21 protein-coding genes are annotated in these 19,162 nt (G+C 70.9%); 6 read left to right on the forward strand and 15 right to left on the reverse strand.

Annotation, left to right across the window (positions count from 1 at the left end; translation table 11 throughout):
* Positions 1-81: 81 nt before the first annotated feature.
* On the reverse strand, positions 82-1,062 hold the full coding sequence (gene dapD, locus ACWGE1_RS03285) for a 2,3,4,5-tetrahydropyridine-2,6-dicarboxylate N-succinyltransferase (RefSeq protein ID WP_453418859.1): 981 nt from the start codon (positions 1,060-1,062) through the stop codon (positions 82-84).
* 9 nt (positions 1,063-1,071) lie between these two features.
* Positions 1,072-2,310, reverse strand: coding sequence for an MFS transporter (locus ACWGE1_RS03290; RefSeq protein ID WP_453418922.1), 1,239 nt, complete (start codon positions 2,308-2,310; stop codon positions 1,072-1,074).
* 94 nt (positions 2,311-2,404) lie between these two features.
* On the opposite strand from ACWGE1_RS03290, the gene ACWGE1_RS03295 reads away from it, so the two are divergent.
* Positions 2,405-3,280, forward strand: a complete 876-nt coding sequence (locus ACWGE1_RS03295; RefSeq protein ID WP_453418860.1) for a winged helix-turn-helix transcriptional regulator — start codon at positions 2,405-2,407, stop codon at positions 3,278-3,280.
* 54 nt (positions 3,281-3,334) lie between these two features.
* On the opposite strand, the gene ACWGE1_RS03300 is transcribed toward ACWGE1_RS03295, so the two are convergent.
* Positions 3,335-3,886, reverse strand: a complete 552-nt coding sequence (locus ACWGE1_RS03300; RefSeq protein ID WP_453418861.1) for a TetR/AcrR family transcriptional regulator — start codon at positions 3,884-3,886, stop codon at positions 3,335-3,337.
* On the reverse strand, positions 3,886-4,206 hold the full coding sequence (locus ACWGE1_RS03305) for a DMT family transporter (RefSeq protein WP_453418862.1): 321 nt from the start codon (positions 4,204-4,206) through the stop codon (positions 3,886-3,888). Before ACWGE1_RS03305 ends, ACWGE1_RS03300 begins: the two co-directional genes overlap by 1 nt.
* A 266-nt stretch (positions 4,207-4,472) precedes the next feature.
* On the opposite strand from ACWGE1_RS03305, the gene ACWGE1_RS03310 reads away from it, so the two are divergent.
* Complete coding sequence (locus ACWGE1_RS03310) at positions 4,473-5,510, forward strand: hypothetical protein (protein WP_453418863.1); 1,038 nt, start codon at positions 4,473-4,475, stop codon at positions 5,508-5,510.
* 66 nt (positions 5,511-5,576) lie between these two features.
* Here the strand turns inward: ACWGE1_RS03310 and ACWGE1_RS03315 are convergent, their stop codons facing one another.
* The 8 genes from ACWGE1_RS03315 to ACWGE1_RS03350 all read right to left on the reverse strand — a co-directional run bounded on the left by ACWGE1_RS03315 (position 5,577) and on the right by ACWGE1_RS03350 (position 12,166).
* Positions 5,577-5,921, reverse strand: coding sequence for a metal-sulfur cluster assembly factor (locus ACWGE1_RS03315; protein ID WP_030009139.1), 345 nt, complete (start codon positions 5,919-5,921; stop codon positions 5,577-5,579).
* Positions 5,918-6,379, reverse strand: a complete 462-nt coding sequence (gene sufU, locus ACWGE1_RS03320) for a Fe-S cluster assembly sulfur transfer protein SufU (RefSeq protein WP_030292254.1) — start codon at positions 6,377-6,379, stop codon at positions 5,918-5,920. The genes ACWGE1_RS03315 and sufU overlap by 4 nt, the downstream gene beginning before the upstream one ends.
* Positions 6,380-6,401: 22 nt before the next feature.
* The gene (locus tag ACWGE1_RS03325; protein ID WP_189735901.1) at positions 6,402-7,658 is read right to left on the reverse strand and encodes a cysteine desulfurase; all 1,257 of its coding nucleotides are present in this window, start codon (positions 7,656-7,658) and stop codon (positions 6,402-6,404) included.
* Positions 7,655-8,419 (reverse strand): Fe-S cluster assembly ATPase SufC, encoded by a 765-nt coding sequence (sufC, locus tag ACWGE1_RS03330; RefSeq protein ID WP_053785807.1) that lies wholly within the window; start codon positions 8,417-8,419, stop codon positions 7,655-7,657. Before sufC ends, ACWGE1_RS03325 begins: the two co-directional genes overlap by 4 nt.
* A 7-nt stretch (positions 8,420-8,426) precedes the next feature.
* Positions 8,427-8,744, reverse strand: a complete 318-nt coding sequence (locus ACWGE1_RS03335) for a bifunctional 3-phenylpropionate/cinnamic acid dioxygenase ferredoxin subunit (RefSeq protein WP_383803895.1) — start codon at positions 8,742-8,744, stop codon at positions 8,427-8,429.
* Entirely contained in the window at positions 8,744-9,922 is a 1,179-nt protein-coding gene (sufD, locus tag ACWGE1_RS03340) for a Fe-S cluster assembly protein SufD (protein WP_453418864.1), read from the reverse strand. Before sufD ends, ACWGE1_RS03335 begins: the two co-directional genes overlap by 1 nt.
* Before the next feature lie 70 nt (positions 9,923-9,992).
* Positions 9,993-11,408, reverse strand: a complete 1,416-nt coding sequence (gene sufB, locus ACWGE1_RS03345; RefSeq protein ID WP_453418865.1) for a Fe-S cluster assembly protein SufB — start codon at positions 11,406-11,408, stop codon at positions 9,993-9,995.
* Positions 11,405-12,166, reverse strand: coding sequence for a helix-turn-helix transcriptional regulator (locus ACWGE1_RS03350; protein ID WP_453418866.1), 762 nt, complete (start codon positions 12,164-12,166; stop codon positions 11,405-11,407). Before ACWGE1_RS03350 ends, sufB begins: the two co-directional genes overlap by 4 nt.
* Positions 12,167-12,535: 369 nt before the next feature.
* Here ACWGE1_RS03350 and ACWGE1_RS03355 point away from each other — a divergent pair, with 369 nt between their 5' ends.
* The 4 genes from ACWGE1_RS03355 (at position 12,536) to ACWGE1_RS03370 (ending at position 16,421) form a co-directional block, all read left to right on the forward strand.
* Positions 12,536-13,462, forward strand: a complete 927-nt coding sequence (locus ACWGE1_RS03355) for an ABC transporter ATP-binding protein (RefSeq protein ID WP_453418867.1) — start codon at positions 12,536-12,538, stop codon at positions 13,460-13,462.
* Entirely contained in the window at positions 13,459-14,226 is a 768-nt protein-coding gene (locus ACWGE1_RS03360) for an ABC transporter permease (RefSeq protein ID WP_453418868.1), read from the forward strand. The genes ACWGE1_RS03355 and ACWGE1_RS03360 overlap by 4 nt, the downstream gene beginning before the upstream one ends.
* Before the next feature lie 67 nt (positions 14,227-14,293).
* Complete coding sequence (locus tag ACWGE1_RS03365; protein WP_453418869.1) at positions 14,294-15,427, forward strand: hypothetical protein; 1,134 nt, start codon at positions 14,294-14,296, stop codon at positions 15,425-15,427.
* 4 nt (positions 15,428-15,431) lie between these two features.
* Positions 15,432-16,421 (forward strand): COX15/CtaA family protein, encoded by a 990-nt coding sequence (locus ACWGE1_RS03370; RefSeq protein WP_453418870.1) that lies wholly within the window; start codon positions 15,432-15,434, stop codon positions 16,419-16,421.
* Positions 16,422-16,431: 10 nt separating this feature from the next.
* Here the strand turns inward: ACWGE1_RS03370 and ACWGE1_RS03375 are convergent, their stop codons facing one another.
* From ACWGE1_RS03375 to ACWGE1_RS03385, 3 genes are all read right to left on the reverse strand, one after another.
* Complete coding sequence (locus ACWGE1_RS03375; protein WP_453418871.1) at positions 16,432-17,541, reverse strand: amidohydrolase; 1,110 nt, start codon at positions 17,539-17,541, stop codon at positions 16,432-16,434.
* Between the two features lie 127 nt (positions 17,542-17,668).
* Positions 17,669-18,046, reverse strand: coding sequence for a hypothetical protein (locus tag ACWGE1_RS03380; RefSeq protein WP_453418872.1), 378 nt, complete (start codon positions 18,044-18,046; stop codon positions 17,669-17,671).
* A 15-nt stretch (positions 18,047-18,061) separates the two neighbouring features.
* Positions 18,062-19,009 (reverse strand): heme o synthase, encoded by a 948-nt coding sequence (locus ACWGE1_RS03385; protein ID WP_453418923.1) that lies wholly within the window; start codon positions 19,007-19,009, stop codon positions 18,062-18,064.
* Positions 19,010-19,162 lie beyond the last annotated feature (153 nt).

Consider the following 19,162-nt stretch of genomic DNA (forward strand, 5'->3'; position numbering starts at 1 on the left):
GCCTGGTGGGGCCGGGGAGGGCGCTCGGTGGTGACGGGCGCCGGGCACCCGCGACGGCTCGGCCGCGGGTGGGGCGGGGCGTCAGTTGTGGCTGTGCAGGACCTCGTTCAGGCCGCCCCAGGCCGCCTTGTACGGGCGGGCCTCGACGGCGCCGCTGACCGAGTTGCGGCGGAAGAGGATGTTGTTGGCGCCGGAGAGCTCCAGGGCCTTGACGATCTGGCCGTCCGGGAGGGTGACGCGGGTGCCCGCGGTCACGTAGAGGCCGGCCTCGACGACGCACTCGTCGCCCAGCGCGATGCCCACGCCCGCCTCGGCGCCGATCAGGGTGCGCTCGCCGATCGAGATGATCTGCTTGCCGCCGCCCGAGAGGGTGCCCATGGTGGAGGCGCCGCCGCCGATGTCGGAGCCGTTGCCGACCACGACGCCCGCGGAGATGCGGCCCTCGACCATGGAGGTGCCGAGGGTGCCGGCGTTGAAGTTGACGAAGCCCTCGTGCATGACGGTGGTGCCCTCGGCGAGGTGCGCGCCGAGGCGGACGCGGTCCGCGTCGGCGATGCGGACGCCCTTGGGGGCGACGTAGTCCGTCATCCGCGGGAACTTGTCGATCGAGGTGACCTGGAGGTGCAGGCCCTCGGCGCGGGCGTTGAGGCGGACGGTCTCGACCTGGTCGACCGCGACCGGGCCCAGCGAGGTCCAGGCGACGTTGGCCAGCAGGCCGAAGACGCCGTCGAGGTTCTGGCCGTGCGGCTTGACCAGGCGGTGGCTCAGCAGGTGCAGGCGCAGGTACGCGTCGTGCGCGTCCAGCGGCTTGTCCTCCAGGGAGGCGATGACCGTGCGGACGGCTACGACCTCGACACCGCGGACCCCGTCCGTACGGATCGCCTTGGCCGCGGCGGCACCGAGCAGTTCCACGGCCTGGTCGGCGGTGAGGCGCTCGGTGCCGGCCGGGCCGGGCTCGGCGACCAGCTCGGGGGCGGGGAACCAGGTGTCGAGGACGGTGCCGTCGGCGGTGAGGGTGGCAAGTCCGGCGGCGACGGCGCCGGTGGTACGCGTAGCAGTCATATCCGAAACCTAACCGGCGACGGCCCGAGCTTGCGAACCGGTCTCATGTGCCGGTCGGACCGCGTGTCGCCGCTGCCGTGCCGACGTCCACAGCAGCACCCCGCCCGCCCCCGCCGCCAGCACCGCACTCAGCGGCCACAGCAGCCCGGGCGCGGCGGAGTACAGGGCTCCGCCCAGGGGCGGGCCGAGGACGACCCCGCTGACCGAGACCCCCGCGTACAGGCTCTGGAACCGCCCGATGGCGTGTTCGGGTGCCTGGTCGGCCATGTAGGCGGTGGCGGTGGTCTTGTAGAGGATCTCGCCGAGGCTCAGCAGGATCATCATCGCCACCGCGCTCCCGATCCCGGCCCCGAGCAGCAGCGCCGCGTAACCGGACCCGACGAGCACCATCCCGGTGCCGATGACCGGCAGCGCGGGTCGTTCGCGCAGGGCGACGGCGGCGGGCAGTTCCAACAGCAGGATCACCCCTCCGTTCAGGGCGATGACGAGCCCGAAGACGCGCGCGTCCAGGCCGTGGTCGGCGAGGAAGGCCGGGAAGGTGGAGTACTGCTGGCGGTAGACGACATCGGTCACCAGGATCGCGCCGAGCAGCACCAGCACGGCGGGGCGGGCGCGCAGTTCACGCCAGAGGCTCTGTTCGCCGTGGCCCGGACCCCCGTCCCGGGCCACGGCGGGTGTGCGGGAAACGCCGCGGGCCGGGACGACCCGCGCGGTCCAGACGGCGAAGAGGAGCGTGCCGATGCCGTCGCCGACGAAGAGCCAGTCGTAGGAGAAGCCGGTGGCGACCAGGGCGCCCAGTGGCGGCCCGAGGGTGAATCCGCCGTTGGAGACGCAGCGCACGAGGGCGAAGGCCTGACGGCGGGCCCCCTCCGGGACGGCGACCGCGACCAGCGCGGAGTTGGCGGCCCGGATCACGCCGGAGGCGTACTGGGCCACCGGCAGGGCCGCGTACAGCAGCGGGGTGGGCAGCAGCGGGAGCGCCGTCAGGGCGATGCCGCCGAGGGTGGCGGCGGCCAGCAGCACCCGGCGGTGTCCGAAGCGGTCGCCGTACCAGCCGCCGGTGAAGTTGCCGGCGATCAACCCGACACCGCCGATACCGACCACCAGGCCCGCCCGGGCGGCGCCGAGGCCGCGCGGGCCGGTCAGGTAGAGGAAGACGAAGACGAAGGTGAAGCTGACGACGGCGTTGACGAAGACCCCCGCAGCCAGCAGCCACACGACCCTCGGTATGTCCTTGAACCCCTGCAGCACACCCGTGTCCCCCAGATCCAGCGAGTCGGTTCCTTTTGGGAACGGACTATGTCAGCATGACAGCCTTGGGTCAACGGACGAAGGAGTTCCCATGGCCCAGCGCACACACCTCGGCGACGCGGACTGCGCCATCGCCCAGGCCCTCGACGTGGTGGGCGACTGGTGGACGCTGCTGATCGTGCGCGACGCCGCGCGCGGCGTGCACCGCTTCGACGAGTTCCAGCGCGAGCTGGGGATGTCCCGCAAGGTGCTGGCGGAGCGGCTGAAGCTGCTCGTCGAGGCCGGGGTGCTGTCGCGCGAGCCGTACCAGGAGCGCCCGGTGCGGCACGAATACCGGCTGACCCCGCGCGGACGGGGGCTGCTGCCCGTCCTGGTGGCCCTCCAGGACTGGGGAGACACCTGGATCCTGGGAGAGGGAGAGATGACGGCGACGACCGACGATGCCTCGCGCGAGGCGGAGCGGGTGCACGCGCTGCGCGGCACGCGGGTGCCGCACCTGCTGCTGCCGGACCGTTTCGGCGAGCTGCGCGACCCGGTGGCGGACACCCCGTTCACGGTCCTGTACTGCTTTCCCGGCGCGTACGCCCGCGCCGAGTCCTACCCGCCCGGCTGGGCCGGGATCCCGGGCGCCAAGGGATGCACGTTCGAGTCATGCACCTACCGCGACCAGCTCGCGGAGTTCACCGCGGCCGGCGCCACCGTGCACGGCGTGTCGACCCAGCGCCCGGACGAACAGCGGGAGTTCGCGGAGCAGGAGCGGTTGCGCTTCCCACTGCTCTCGGACGCGGACCTGGCGCTGACGGCCGCGCTGCGCCTGCCGACGTTCCGCGCGGCGGGCACGAGCCGGACCAAGCGGCTGACGCTGGTCATCGACCGCGACCGCACGGTCCGCGAGGTGATCTATCCGATCCAGGACATCGAGGCGAGCGTGCAAACGGCCCTCGCAGCCGTCCGCTCCGCGGCCTGAGCGAGCCGGCGGGCCGCCGGGGCGGGCAGGGGCGGGGGCCGGGCGGCGGCACGCCTACGACGGCCGGAGCACCCGCCGCAGGACCTCGCGGGCGTACTCCTCGTCGTACGCGGCGTCGGTCAGCAGGACCTGCAGGCTGATGCCGTCCATCGCCGCCACCAGCGCCCGGGCCGTCACGGGGTCGGTCCGCGCGGTCAGTGCCCCGGACACGGCCTCGTACCACTCCGCCGCCACCGGGCGCAGCGCCGGGCGGCGCAGGGCCGCGAGGTAGAGCTCGTACTCCAGCTCCACCCGGCGGCGGTCCGCCGCCAGCAGCTCCCCCAGCAGACGGGCCAGTACCCGCGCGAGGTCGGCGTCCGGGTCCGCCAGCGCCGCCGAGTCCGCCACCACCCGCGCGAAGCCCTCGTTGGCCTGGCGCAGCGCGGCGACCAGCAGCTCGTCCAGCGTCTTGAAGTGGTAGGTCGTCGACCCGAGCGGTACATCGGCCTCCGCGGCCACGCTGCGGTGGCTCAGCCCGGCGATGCCCTTCTCGCCCACCACCCGGATCGCCGCGTCGACGATCCGCTGCCGCCGGTCCGGGTCGTAGCGCCGCACGGCGGCGGGCATCAGTGCGCGCCGCCGAGGTTCAGCAGGACCACGCCACCGATGACCAGGGCGATCCCGGCGATCTTCGCGGCGGTGGCCTGCTCCCCGAGGAACACCATGCCGATGGCGGCGATGGCGGCGGTGCCGACGCCGGCCCATATCGCGTAGGCCGTACCGACCGACATGGACTTCAGCGTCTGCGCGAGCAGCGTGAAGGCTATGACGTAGCCCAGCAGGGTGCCCAGCGAGGGCCAGAGCTTCGTGAACCCGTCGCTGTACTTCATGGCGGTGGTTCCGGCGACCTCGGCGGCGATCGCCGCGGCAAGCAGTACGTAGGGCATGTGTACAAGAGTACATATCGATGCGTACGGCCGTACACAAGCGGAGGGGAAACTCGCCGCCATGCCCCTGACATGCTGGGATACGGTGTGCGTTCGATGGGGGAACGAGCAGACGGAGCACATGCATGACGCAGAGCGCAGGGTGGGGATCCACGGGGGCACCGGGGCCCGGAGGCCCGGGCGGCGCGCCGCCGCAGTGGGGAGCTCCACCGCCACCGCCGCAGCCCGGGGCGATACCGCTGCGGCCCCTGGGCCTCGGGGACGTCGTGAGCGGTTCGTTCGCCACGCTCGGCCGCCACTGGAAGCAGCTGGCCGGCGTGATGCTGGCCGTGCAGGGCATCTGTCTGCTGGTCATGGCCCTGCTGACGGGCATTGCCGCCGCCGCGGTGTACGACCACATCGAGCCGGTCTTCGACCCGCCCTACGGGCAGGACCCGTCGGCCGAGCACCTCACGCCGTTCCTCGTCGCGGCCGTCACGCTGTTCGTGCTGCTGTTCGCCGTGGGGCTGCTGGGCATGGCGGTGCTCACCGCCCTGTGCCCGGCGATCCTCCGCGAGGCCGTCATGGGCCGGCCCACCACCTTCCGTGCGATGTGGCGCACGTCCCTGCGGCGGACTCCCGCCGTCCTGGGCACGCTGGCGCTCACCGGACTGATCGTGGGCGCCCCGGTGCTCGCCGCCTTCGCGGTGTGGATTCCGCTGATGATGATCTCCGTCTCCGGCGACGACCCGTCGCCCGAGGCCGTGCTCCTCCTGCCCGCGCTCCTGCTGCCCGCCGTCCCGGTGGCCGTCTGGCTCGGCACCCGGCTCAGCCTGGCCCCCGCCGTGGCGGTCATGGAGGAGGGCGGCCCCGTCACCGCGCTGCGCCGCTCGACCGCACTGGTCAGGGGCGACTGGTGGCGGATCTTCGGCATCACCCTGGTCGGCAGCATGATCGCGATGAGCATCGCCTACATGATCCAGATGCCCTTCCAGCTCATCGGCATGTTCGGGCTGATCCCGCTCATGGCCGAGGGCGAGGGAGCCGACCCGTCGGCGGGCCTGATCGTCGCCCTCGTGTTCGCCTTCCTGTGCATGCTGGTCGGCGGCGGCGTGAGCCAGATGTTCCAGATCGGGTACACGCAGCTGTTCAGCAATCTGCTCTACGTGGACCAGCGGATCCGGCGCGAGAACCTCGCCCCCGCCATCCTCGCCGAACTCGCCGCGCAGACCGCCGGCACCGGACCCGCACCCGCAGGTGCCCCCGCAGACGCGCAGCCGGAACCGCAGGCCGGCCCGCAGCAGAACGGGCCGTCGGACGGCTGAGCGGCCGACCGACACGAGGAAGGGCCCCCGGCGCGATGCCGGGGGCCCTTCCTCGTTCACAACGGCTCAGACGTTGAAGCCGAGCGCGCGGAGCTGCTCGCGGCCGTCGTCCGTGATCTTGTCCGGGCCCCACGGCGGCATCCAGACCCAGTTGATGCGAAGTTCGCTCACGATGCCGTCCGTCGCCGACTTCGCCTGGTCCTCGATGACGTCCGTCAGCGGGCAGGCCGCCGAGGTCAGCGTCATGTCGAGGGTGGCGATGTTCGCGTCGTCGATGTGGATGCCGTAGATCAGGCCCAGGTTGACGACGTCGATGCCCAGCTCGGGGTCGACCACGTCGTAGAGGGCCTCACGGACCTCCTCCTCGGTGGCCGGCTTGATCGACGCCTCGGGCGTCGCGTTCTCGGTCATGCCGTCTTCCTCTCCGCGTCGCCCAGAGCCTGGGCCGTCGCGTCCTTCCACGCCATCCAGCTCAGCAGAGCACACTTCACACGAGCCGGGTACTTGGAGACGCCGACGAACGCGACCGCGTCCTCCAGCACCTCCTCCATGGCCTCGTCGGGCTCGATCTTGCCCTTGGACTGCATCATCTCCAGGAAGACACCCTGGATCTTCTGCGCCTCGGCCAGTTCCTTGCCCACGAGCAGCTCGTTCAGTACGGACGCGCTGGCCTGGCTGATGGAGCAGCCCTGGCCCTCGTACGAGACGTCGGTCAGCGTCTCGCCGTCGTACTTCACGCGCAGCGTGATCTCGTCACCGCACGTCGGGTTGACGTGGTGCACCTCGGCGTCGCCGTCGCGCAGGCCACGCCCGTGCGGGTGCTTGTAGTGGTCCAGGATCAATTCCTGGTACATCGAATCCAGCTTCACTGCGTCCTCGTCGCCTCGTCCGTCAGCCGAAGAAGTTCCGTACGTGCTCCAGCCCGTCGATCAGTGCGTCGACCTCGGCCGGAGAGGAGTACAGGTAGAAAGACGCTCGCGTCGTCGCAGGAATTCCGTAGCGCAGGCAGACGGGGCGCGCGCAGTGGTGTCCCACGCGGACCGCGATGCCCTGCTCGTCCAGCACCTGACCGACGTCGTGCGGGTGGATGTCACCCAGTACGAAGGAGATCGCGGCGCCGCGGTCCTCGGCCGTGGTGGGGCCGATGATCCGCAGGTCGGGCACCTCGGCGAGGCGCTTGATCGCGTACTCGGTGATCGCGTGCTCGTGCGCGGCGATCTTGTCCATGCCGATCGCGGTCAGGTAGTCCACGGCCGCGCCGAGGCCGACGGCCTGGGCGATCGGGGGCGTACCCGCCTCGAACTTGTGGGGCGCCGGGGCGTAGGTCGAGGCGTGCATCGACACGGTCTCGATCATCTCGCCGCCACCGAGGAACGGGGGCAGGTCCTCCAGGAGCTCCTGGCGGCCCCAGAGGACGCCGATGCCGGTCGGGCCGCACATCTTGTGGCCGGTGAAGGCCACGAAGTCGGCGCCGAGCGCCTGCACGTCCAGCGGCATGTGCGGAGCGGCCTGGGAGGCGTCGATCAGCACGAGGGCGCCGACGTCCTGGGCGCGCCGGACGATCGCCTCGACCGGGTTGACCGTGCCCATGATGTTGGAGACCAGCGTGAAGGAGACGATCTTCGTCTTCTCCGTGATGACCTCTTCGATGTTGGACAGGTCGAGCCGGCCGTCGTCGGTGAGGCCGAACCACTTCAGCTTCGCGCCGGTGCGCTGCGCCAGCAGCTGCCACGGCACGATGTTGGAGTGGTGCTCCATCTCCGTGATGGCGATCTCGGTCTCGCGGTCGACCCGGTAGGGCTCGTCGGCCCAGCCGAGCATGTTCGCGACGAGGTTGAGCGACTCCGAGGCGTTCTTGGTGAAGATCACCTCGTCGCGGCTCGGCGCGTTGATGAAGGCGGCGACCTTGTCGCGAGCGCCCTCGTACAGCGCCGTGGCCTCCTCGGCGAGCACGTGCACGCCGCGGTGGACGTTGGCGTTGTGCTGCTCGTAGTACTCGTTCAGCGCGTCGAGCACCTGGCGCGGCTTCTGCGAGGTCGCCGCGTTGTCCAGGTAAACGATCTTCTTCCCGTCGTGGACCACACGATCCAGCAGGGGGAAGTCCTTGCGGATCGCCTCGATGTCGAGGAGGCCAGGCAGCTGTGTCACGCGGTCGCGCCACCCTTCACGTACTTGTCGTAGCCCTCGGCCTCCAGCTGGTCGGCGAGCTCGGCGCCACCGGACTCGGCGATGCGGCCGTTCGCGAACACGTGCACGAAGTCGGGCTTGATGTAGCGCAGGATGCGCGTGTAGTGGGTGATCAGCAGGGTGCCGACCTCGCCGGTCTCGCGGACGCGGTTGACGCCCTCGGAGACGATGCGCAGCGCGTCGACGTCCAGGCCGGAGTCGGTCTCGTCGAGGATCGCGATCTTCGGCTTGAGGAGCTCCAGCTGCAGGATCTCGTGGCGCTTCTTCTCGCCGCCGGAGAAGCCCTCGTTGACGTTGCGCTCGGCGAAGGCCGGGTCCATCTGGAGCTGCTCCATCGCGGACTTGACCTCCTTCACCCAGGTACGCAGCTTCGGCGCCTCGCCGCGGATGGCGGTGGCCGAGGTGCGCAGGAAGTTGGAGACCGAGACGCCGGGGACCTCGACCGGGTACTGCATGGCGAGGAAGACGCCGGCGCGGGCGCGCTCGTCGACGGACATCTCCAGGACGTCCTCGCCGTCGAGGGTCACGGTGCCACCGGTGATGGTGTACTTCGGGTGACCGGCGAGCGAGTACGCCAGGGTGGACTTGCCGGAGCCGTTCGGACCCATGATGGCGTGCGTCTCACCCTGCTTGACGGTGAGGTCGACGCCCTTGAGGATCTCGCGGGCGCCGTTCTCGGCCTCGACGGAGACGTGCAGGTCGTGGATTTCAAGCGTTGCCATGGATACCTCAGGACTCCTGGGTGAGGGAGACGAGCACGTCGTCCCCTTCGATCTTTACGGGGTAAACGGGTACGGGGCGCGTCGCGGGGAGGCCGGACGGCTTGCCGGTGCGCAGGTCGAAGGCCGAACCGTGCAGCCAGCACTCGATCATGCAGTCCTCGACCTCTCCCTCCGAGAGGGACACGTTCGCGTGCGAGCAGATGTCGTTGATCGCGAACACCTCCCCGTCGGTGGAGACGATGGACACCGGCGTGCCGTCGAGTTCCACCCGCTTGGGGGTGTTCTCCTCCAGCTCGCTCAGCGCGCAGGCCTTGACGTAGGGCATCAGACGGAACCCTGGAGCTCGGCCTCGATCTTGGCGAGCAGGCGCTCCTCGATGTCCGCGACGCCGATCTGCTGGACGAGCTCGGCGAAGAAGCCGCGCACGACCAGACGGCGGGCCTCGTCGGCCGGGATGCCCCGCGCCTGGAGGTAGAAGAGCTGCTCGTCGTCGAAGCGGCCGGTGGCGGAGGCGTGGCCGGCGCCGACGATCTCGCCGGTCTCGATCTCCAGGTTCGGCACCGAGTCGACCCGCGCTCCGTCGGTGAGGACGAGGTTGCGGTTCATCTCGTAGGTGTCGGTGCCCTCGGCGGTCTTCTCGATGAGCACGTCACCGATCCAGACCGCGTGGGCGTCCTGGCCCTGGAGCGCGCCCTTGTAGACCACGTTCGACTTGCAGTGCGGGGCCTTGTGGTCGACCAGGAGACGGTGCTCCTGGTGCTGGCCGGCGTCCGTGAAGTACAGGCCGAAGAGCTCGACCTCGCCGCCGGGACCGGCGTAGGTCACGCGCGGGTGCAGGCGGACGAGGTCGCCGCCGAAGGTGACCACGATGGACTTGAAGGTCGCGTCGCGGCCGACCAGCGCGTTGTGCTGGGAGACGTGGACGGCGGTGTCGTCCCAGTCCTGCACCGACACGACCGTGAGCTTGGCACCGTCGCCGACGAGGAAGTCGACGTTGGCGGCGCGCACGCCGTCACCGGTGTGGTCGATGACGATGACGGCCTCGGCGAACGCCTGGACGTCGAAGACGGTGTGGCCGAAGGTCGTACCGCCCTCGCCGTGCAGCGACACGCGCACGGGCTCGGCCAGGACGGCCTCCTTGGGCACGGTGACGACCGTGGCCTTGGCGAAGGACGAGAACGCCTGAGCGGCGATCCGGTCCACCGGGGTGCCGGCCTTGCCGATGCGCGCGTCGCCGCGCTCCACCGACTCGACGGTGACGCCCTCGGGCGCGTCGATCTGGGCCTTCATGGTGCCGTTGGCGACCGCGGTGCCGTTGTGCAGACCGCGCATGCGGGCGAGCGGCGTGAAGCGCCACTCCTCCTCGCGGCCGTCCGGAATCGGGAAGTCGGCCACGTCGAAGGACGGGGGCGCGCTCATCCGGGTGGCGACGGTGGACTCTGCGGCCACCGCGATCGCGCCGGCGGTGGTGGAGCCCGCCGGAATGTTCTGAGCCTCAGCCATGGCTGTCGTCTTGCTCGCTCTCTTAAAAGAACACGTCTATGAATGTGCTGCGGGGCGGGAGCGGCCGGTACTAGCCGACCGAACCCTCCATCTGCAGCTCGATCAGCCGGTTGAGCTCCAGCGCGTACTCCATCGGCAGCTCCTTCGCGATCGGCTCGACGAAGCCGCGGACGATCATGGCCATGGCCTCGAACTCCGTCAGACCGCGGCTCATCAGGTAGAAGAGCTGGTCGTCGGAGACCTTGGAGACCGTGGCCTCGTGGCCCATGGAGACGTCGTCCTCGCGGACGTCCACGTAGGGGTACGTGTCCGAGCGGGAGATGGTGTCGACCAGGAGCGCGTCGCACAGCACGTTGGACTTCGAGCCGTGGGCGCCCTCGCCGATCTCGACCAGGCCTCGGTAGGAGGTACGGCCGCCGCCTCGCGCCACCGACTTGGAGACGATGTTCGAGGAGGTGTTCGGCGCCATGTGGACCATCTTGGAGCCGGCGTCCTGGTGCTGGCCCTCGCCCGCGAAGGCGATGGAGAGGGTCTCGCCCTTGGCGTGCTCGCCCATCAGGTAGACGGCCGGGTACTTCATGGTGACCTTGGAACCGATGTTGCCGTCGATCCACTCCATGGTCGCGCCCTCGTACGCCACGGCGCGCTTGGTGACCAGGTTGTAGACGTTGTTCGACCAGTTCTGGATCGTCGTGTAGCGGCAGCGGCCGCCCTTCTTGACGATGATCTCGACCACGGCGCTGTGCAGCGAGTCCGAGGAGTAGATCGGGGCGGTGCAGCCCTCGACGTAGTGGACGTAGGCGTCCTCGTCGACGATGATCAGCGTCCGCTCGAACTGGCCCATGTTCTCCGTGTTGATACGGAAGTAGGCCTGGAGCGGGATGTCGACCTTCACGCCCTTGGGGACGTAGATGAAGGAGCCGCCGGACCACACCGCGGTGTTCAGCGACGCGAACTTGTTGTCGCCGACCGGGATGACCGTGCCGAAGTACTCCTGGAAGAGCTCCGGGTGCTCCTTGAGCGCGGTGTCCGTGTCGAGGAAGATGACGCCCTGCTCCTCCAGGTCCTCACGGATCTGGTGGTAGACGACCTCGGACTCGTACTGGGCCGCGACACCGGCGACGAGGCGCTGCTTCTCCGCCTCCGGGATGCCGAGCTTGTCGTACGTGTTCTTGATGTCCTCGGGCAGGTCCTCCCACGAAGCGGCCTGCTTCTCGGTGGAACGCACGAAGTACTTGATGTTGTCGAAGTCGATGCCCGAGAGGTCGGAACCCCAGTTCGGCATGGGCTTCTTGTCGAACAGCTTCAGGCCCTTGAGGCGGAGCTTGAGCATCCACTCCGGCTCGGACTTCTTCGCCGAGATGTCGCGGACGACCTCCTCGGACAGACCCCGCTTGGCAGCGGCACCGGCCGCGTCGGAGTCGGCCCAGCCGTATTCATAGGTGCCCAGGCCATCGAGCTCAGGGTGAGCGATCTCCGTGGTCATGCGGGGTTCCTCCCGGCCGTACTTGCAGATACTGATGTGTCGGTCTGTGTGGTGCTCGCGCTGCGCGGAATGAATGTCGTACACACCCCGTCGCCGTGGGCGATCGTGGCGAGGCGCTGCACATGGGTCCCGAGCAGGCGGGAGAAGACCTCGGTCTCCGCCTCGCAGAGCTGCGGGAACTGCTCGGCGACGTGCGCGACCGGGCAGTGGTGCTGGCAGAGCTGTTCACCGCTGTGCGGACCGGGAGCGCTCTTCGCCGTAGCAGCGTACCCGTCCACGGTCAACGCCTTGGCAAGGGCCTCCGCGCGCTCCTGCGGGGCGGCGGACTCGACGGCTTCCTTGTATGCCTGCGCCTGCGCTTCCATCCGGGCCCTGGCGAAGGCGGCCACGGCCACCTCGCCCTGCTCGCCGCCGCCGACGGACTGCGCGATCCAGCGCAGGGCGTCCGCGGCGAGCGTGTCGTAGGACTGGTCGAAGGAGTCGCGGCCGCAGTCGGTGAGCGCGAAGACCTTGGCGGGCCGACCCCGGGTGCGCGCACCGTACACACGCTGCTCACGGGGTTCGACCACGTCGTCGGTGACGAGCGTGTCGAGGTGGCGGCGGACGGCGGCCTGGGTGAGGCCGAGGCGCTGGGCGAGGTCGGCGACGGTGGACGGACCGTGGTCCAGGATCGAGCGCGCCACGCGGTTGCGGGTTGACCGCTCCCCGGTGCCGAGCTCCCCCTGAGGGGTGTCGATCTGCCGTTCGCCGTATTTCACAACGCCATTGTTGCGTAATTAACCGAGCCGCGACAAGCCGTGATGGACGCCACGCCTGGTGGCCTCCATCACTAAGGGTCACCTTATTTATCGACGGAGAGTTATTCGGACCAGGGCATTCCGTTAAGTCCCCGAGCGCCTCCGGCGAGCCCGCAGACCGCTCCCACCAGCACGTTTGTACCCACAATGGTTGCCGGGCACCACGAACGCCGCGTTCCGGAAAAGATCACGGAAACATGCCGGTCCCCCCTGGGCCGGTCGAGCGAAAAGAACCATATTCGCGATGCGATGTTCGAATCCCGCGGAGCCGGGGGCGGCCGCGACCCCGCAACCCCCGCCCCCTCCCCGGGCTCCGTAGACTCACCCCCCATGAGCAACGACCCCGCCGTGGAGATCCGCGGACTGGTGAAGCGGTACGGCACCAAGACCGCGGTGGACGGCCTGGACCTCACCGTCCGGAGCGGCTCCGTCACCGCGGTCCTCGGTCCCAACGGCGCGGGCAAGACGACCACGGTGGAGACCTGCGAGGGCTACCACCGCCCCGACGCCGGCACCGTCCGCGTCCTCGGCCTCGACCCGGTCGCCCGGGCCGAGGCCCTGCGCCCGCGGATCGGCGTGATGCTGCAGTCCGGCGGCGTCTACTCCGGAGCCCGCGCCGTCGAGATGCTGCGCCACATGGCCAAGCTGTACGCCGACCCGCTCGACGTCGGCACCCTGGTGGAACGCCTCGGACTCGGCGGCTGCGGCCGCACCCCCTACCGCCGGCTCTCCGGCGGCCAGCAGCAGCGCCTCGCCCTGGCCATGGCCGTCGTGGGCCGCCCCGAGCTGGTCTTCCTGGACGAGCCCACCGCCGGCCTGGACCCGCAGGCCCGCCGCGCGACCTGGGACCTCGTACGGGAGCTGCGCACCGACGGGGTCACCGTCGTCCTCACCACCCACCACATGGACGAGGCCGAGCAGCTCGCGGACGAGGTCGCGATCGTGGACGCGGGCCGGGTCATCGTCCACGGCAGCCCCGAGCAGCTGTGCCGGGGCGGCGCCGAGAACACCCTGCGCTTCACCGGCCGCCCCTCCCTCGACCTCGCCTCGCTGCTGAAGGCGCTGCCCGACGGCACCGAGGCCGCCGAGCTGATGCCGGGCGTCTACCGGGTCACCGGCGACGTCCACCCCCAGCTGCTGGCCACCGTCGCCTCCTGGTGCGCACAGCACGGCGTGATGCCGGACAGCCTCACGGTGGAGCGGCACACCCTCGAGGACGTCTTCCTCGAACTGACCGGTAAGGAGCTGCGCGCATGAGCGCCGGTACGTTCACCCCCCGCCCGGGGGCCGCGCCCGTGTCCCGCATGATCCTCGCGCAGACGGCCCTGGAGACCAGGATGCTGCTGCGCAACGGGGAGCAGCTGCTGCTGACCGTGATCATCCCGGCGCTGCTGCTCACCCTCTTCTCCGCCGTGGACATCGTCGACACCGGGAGCGAGAAGTCCGTGGACTTCCTCGCGCCGGGGATCCTGGCGCTCGCCGTGATGTCCACGGCCTTCACCGGCCAGGCCATCGCCACCGGCTTCGACCGCCGCTACGGGGTCCTCAAGCGGCTCGGGGCCTCTCCCCTGCCGCGCTGGGCCCTGATGGCCGCCAAGACCCTGTCGGTGCTGGTCACCGAGGTGCTGCAGATCGCCCTGCTGACGGTGATCGCCCTCGCGCTGGGCTGGTCCCCGCAGGGCGACCCGCTGTCGGTCGCCGCGCTGATCCTGCTGGGCACCGCCGCCTTCTCGGGGCTCGGACTGCTGATGGCGGGCACCCTCAAGGCCGAGATGACCCTGGCCGCCGCCAATCTGGTCTTCCTGCTGCTGCTGGTCGGCGGCGGGGTGATCGTGCCGCTGGAGAAGTTCCCGGACACCGTGCAGTCCGTACTGGGGCTGCTGCCCATCTCGGCCCTGTCCGACGGGCTGCGCGAGGTCCTGCAGCACGGGTCCGCGCTCCCGTGGGTCGACGCGGCCGTGCTGGCGGGCTGGGCCGTACTCGGTCTCGGCGCCGCCGCGCGGCTCTTCCGCTGGGAATGAAATCCCTCCCGTCCCGACGGCATTGCCGCGAGGATGGGCGCCTCACACATGAAGCCGGGGGGCGGACATGGTGCAGCGGGAGGCCGTTCTACGGCTGGACGACCAATGGGCACGGGTGCGGTCGGGGGCGGAGCACACGGAGCCCGGGGGGCGCGAGCGACTGCTCGACGAGCTGATCGGCGCCCTGCGCCCGTTCGGCGACGACCCGCAGTGCACCGCGCTGCTCGGGCTGCGCCTCGCCGACCGGGCCGCGCTGCGCTTCGCCGCGGGGGACCGCGCGGGCGCCCTCGCCACGATCGAGGAGGGGCTGCGCAGCTCCGAGCGCGCGGCCGGGCACTCCCCCGAGTTCGCCCGCTGGTACGCCCGCGGGCTGATCAACCACGGGGTCTGGCTGGCCTGGCCGCTGAGCGACCGGGCCCGGCTGCCGAAGCATCCGCTGGGGCCGGCGGCCGACGAGGGGCCGAGCGCCATGGAGCGGGCGGCCGGTGAGCGCGCCCGCGATCTGACCCGGACCGCGGTGCAGCTGTGGGCGGGACTGGACCAGCAGGATCCGGTCAACCGGCGGGGCCTGGCCCAGGCCAAGGTGTTCCTCGGGGACCGCCTGGCCGAGCTGGGGTCCGCCGAGGAGGCCGTGGCCTGGGCGGTGGCCGCCGAGTCCGACTTCCGGCAGCTGCTGCTCGCGGACCCCGCCGCGGAGGAGTCCGTGGAGGCCGAGGAGGCCCTCGACCACATCGGACGCCAGCTGGAACTGCGGCTCCGCTTCCTGGCCTTCGACTCCCTGGTCAGCCTGCGCACGCAGGGGCTGCTGCCCGAACGGCTGCTGCCCCAGGCCGTGGTGGCCGCCCGCATCCAGGGGGTGGAGGAGCCCGGCATCGCGGCCGGGCTGGGTCTCGGCTCCGAGCAGGTGCGCACGATGCTGGAGGTCACCCCCTGGCTCGCGGTGTGGCGCTTCGAGGTCCGCGGACCTGACGGACTGTGGAACGTACTTGAACATCCCTGGCACAGCGCCACAGAAGTAAGGAATCGGACGGCCGAGGATGTAGCGGGCGAATTACTGCGCGGGTTCACCGGCTCGGCGGACTGCCCGGGCGAGGGCTCCCATTGGCGCATCCTGCTGTGGTGGCACGAGGAGGGCGATCCCGAGGGGGCCAGGTTCCGGCTGGTCATCGGCCCCGACGCTCCCATGGCCACCCCCTCGTGAAACTTTGCACAAGGGGTCGCCTACGATATGGGGCGTGTTGAACCCCCTCGCCCACATCGCCAGCCGCTGGACCCCATCACCCCGGACCGTCCAGCGGGCCGCACTCGCCGCGCTCGTCATGAGCGTGGTCATCGTCGTCACCGGCGGCGCGGTACGGCTGACCGGATCCGGCCTCGGCTGCGACACCTGGCCCAAGTGCACCGACGACAGCCTGATCGTGACGCAGGAGCAGGGCTTCCACGGCGCCATCGAATTCGGCAACCGCATGCTGACCTACGTGCTCAGCGCGGCCGTCGGCTGGGCGATCATCGCCGCCCGCTCGGCCAAGCCCTGGCGGCACTCCCTGACGAAGCTCGGCTGGGTCCAGTTCGTCATCGTGATGGCGAACGCCGTACTCGGCGGAATCACCGTCCTGACCGGGCTCAACCCCTACAGCGTGGCCGGGCACTTCCTGCTCGCCACCGCGCTGATCACCGTGACGACGGTCACCTGGCAGCGCACCCGCGAGGCCGACGGCGCCCCCCGGCCGCGCGTGCCCGGCCCGGTGCGCAAGCTGTCGTGGGCGATGCTCTCGACCACCCTCGTCCTGATCGCGGCGGGCACCGTCGTGACCGGCTCCGGCCCGCACGCCGGTGACAGCAGCGAGATCAGGCGCATGCCCTTCGACTGGGACACCACCGCCCACGTGCACGCCGTCGCGGCCTGGCTGGTGTGCGCGCTCGCCGTCGCGATGTGGCTGGTCCTGCGCGTCGTGGACGCTCCCGCCGACACCCGGGCACGCGCCCGCGACCTGCTGATCGTCCTGCTCGCCCAGGGCGCCATCGGCTACGTGCAGTACGCCACCCAGGTCCCCGAGGCCCTGGTCGCCGCCCACATGCTGGGCTCGTGCCTGGTGTGGATCGCAGCCCTCCGGGTCGCGCTGAGCCTGCGCGAGCGTCCGGTCGAGCAGGCGGAGGTCCCCTCCCAGGGCGACCCCCAGCTCTCCGCCGTCTGAACCGCGCCCGTCAGGGCCCGTCCAGGCGGTAGACGCGGCGGGCGTTGCCCGCCGCGACCATGGCGGCGACCCGTTCAGCGTCCCGCCAGGACCAGGACCCCTCGGTGACCCACCCGCCCAGCGCCCGGCCCAGCGCCTCGCGGAACACCAGGGCGCCCACCGCGTGCAGTTCGGGCAGGTGCCGGCCTCCGCTGGAGAACAGCACCTTCCCGAACGGAGCGAGCTCCAGCAGCTCCGCCAGGACCGCCGCGCCCCGCGCCCCGGTCCGGCCCAGGGCCGCGCCGGTATCGGCGTAGACGTGCGGGAAGGCCGCCGCCAGCTGCGCGGTACGGCGGTGGTACGGATGTTCCCCGAGCAGCACCAGCCGCGTGCCCAGGCCCGCGGTGGCCCGTACGAACCCGGTCAGCGGGGCGGCGTCGGCCGCGCCGGTGTGCAGCTGGAGCGGCAGCCCCGACGCCACCGCGCTCCACAGCAGGTGTGCGAGGAGTACGGGGTCCCGTACGGCCCCGCCCCGCGGCCGCCGGGCCAGCCATCGCCCGGCCGCCCCGCGCACCGCACCGGGACCGGGCGGCTCGGGCTCCAGGACCGGGGGGTCCGCGCCCTCCGCGCCCTCCGCGCGGGCGAAGGCCGTGGCGCAGGTGAAGGCCGCGGCCCCGGCGGCGGCGTGGTGGACGGCCTCGGCGAGATTGGTGAGGAAGGCGCCCACCGTCCCGGAGGTGTCGGCGACCTGCTCGGCCAGTAACTCCAGCCGGACCGTCTCGAAGGCCTCGGCGTCCCCGGCGAGCGCCAGTTCCTTGGGGCCGGTGAGGTCCCCGGCCGTCCCGGTGTCGACCAGGTAGGCGGCGACGCCGGAGCCTCTGAGCAGTCGCCGCGCGGTCTCGGCCGCGCCCAGCTCGCGGCGCCGGGCCAGATAGTGGGCAGGGGCGGCGTGCGGCTCCAGCCCCAGCAGCGGCGGGCACCAGCGGCGCACCGCGAAGCCGGTCTGCGTGTCGAAGAAGGTGGTGCCCGCGGCAGGCGGGCCGGCCGAGGGCATCAGCTGGGCCTCGAAGGTGCCCAGGCCCAGCTCCGTACGGAGGACTCCGTGGCAGTACTGGTCCACCAGGGGCGGCATTTCGATCATCCGGGCATCCCGTTGCGGACGTGAGGAAGGGGCTTCCACACGTCCTAACGGGTGAGCGGGGTGTGAGGTGTTGCTCGGGCTGTTGACCGAGACGGCACACCCCGGTCCCCCGGAGGGGGTCCGGGGCTCAGGCCGCCGGGTTCTCGGGTCCGCCGATCTGGATGCCGGCCATCCGCGTCCACTCGTACGGGCCCGTGCGCACGCGCGCGGCGAACTCCCCGTCGAACTCGTCGTGAAGGGTCAGCCCGGCCTTCTCCGCGGCCAGCTGCGCCACCGCGAAGGTGGGCGCGACCAGGTCGCCCCAGCCGCCGTCCGTGCCCACGAGCACGATCCGGGTGCCGGCCTGGCCGATGTGGGCGAGCTGGCCCTCGGCGCCGCCGTGCTGCCTGGCGAACGCGCCGATCTGCTTGGCCAGCTTGGCGGCCCTGCGGTCCTGCTTCTTCTCCGCGGCGCCTGCGGCGGCAGGGGCGGCTGCGGTGTCTTCGGTGTCTCCCATGGAAGCCATGCTACCGGCGAGTAATCAGCGGAGGAAGGGATCCACGGCCACCGCCACGAACAGCAGCGACACGTAGGTGATCGACCAGTGGAACAGGCGCATCTCCTTGAGCTTCGCGCCCACGACCCCCGCCTTGGCACGGGCGTGCAGCGCGTGCGCCTCCCACAGCCACCAGCCGCCCGCCGCCAGCGCGACCGCGGTGTAGAACCAGCCGGTGTACCCCAGCGGGGTCAGCAGCAGCGAGACCGCCACCATCACCCAGCTGTAGAGGACGATCTGGCGCGCCACGGCCCGGTTGCCCGCGACCACCGGGAGCATCGGCACGCCGGCCCGCGCGTAGTCGTCCTTGACCTTCATCGACAGCGGCCAGTAGTGCGGCGGCGTCCAGAAGAAGATGACGAGGAAGAGGATGACCGCGGCCCAGGAGACCTCGTTCGTGACGGCCGACCAGCCGATGAGCACCGGCATGCAGCCCGCGATGCCGCCCCAGACGATGTTCTGGGCGGTGCGCCGCTTCAGCAGCATGGTGTAGACGACCACGTAGAAGAGGAGCGCCCCGAGCGACAGCGCCGCCGACAGCCAGTTGACGAGCAGGCCGAAGAAGAGGGTGGAGACGACGGCCAGGGTGAGACCGAAGGCCAGGCACTCTCTCGGGCTGACCATGCCGGTCACCAGCGGGCGCTGCGAGGTCCGGTCCATCAGCGCGTCGATGTCGCGGTCGATGTACATGTTCAGCGCGTTGGCGCCGCCCGCGGACAAGTAGCCGCCAAGGCAGGTCACCAGGACCAGCCGCAGCGACGGAACGCCCTGCTCGGCAAGGAACATCACCGGCACTGTGGTGATCAGCAGAAGTTCGATGATCCGCGGCTTGGTCAATGCCACGAAAGCCATGACGCGGGTCCCGAGCGGCCGGTGACCGGGGCTCGTCCCGAGCACCCCCGCTGGACGGGATTCGACGGCCGTCACGCACACCCCTGAGAGAGAATCCAGCAAGCTCCGACTCGGACCATTCACGACATGAAGGCCCGGTTAAGGCTTGCGCGTACCACGCCACTGTAGACGTTGCACTTACGTCGCCCTGCGCCGGGGTCGCCTCGTGTTGAGCCGATCGGACCGTGCATACAT

This window comes from Streptomyces sp. NPDC054932 (assembly GCF_053610205.1).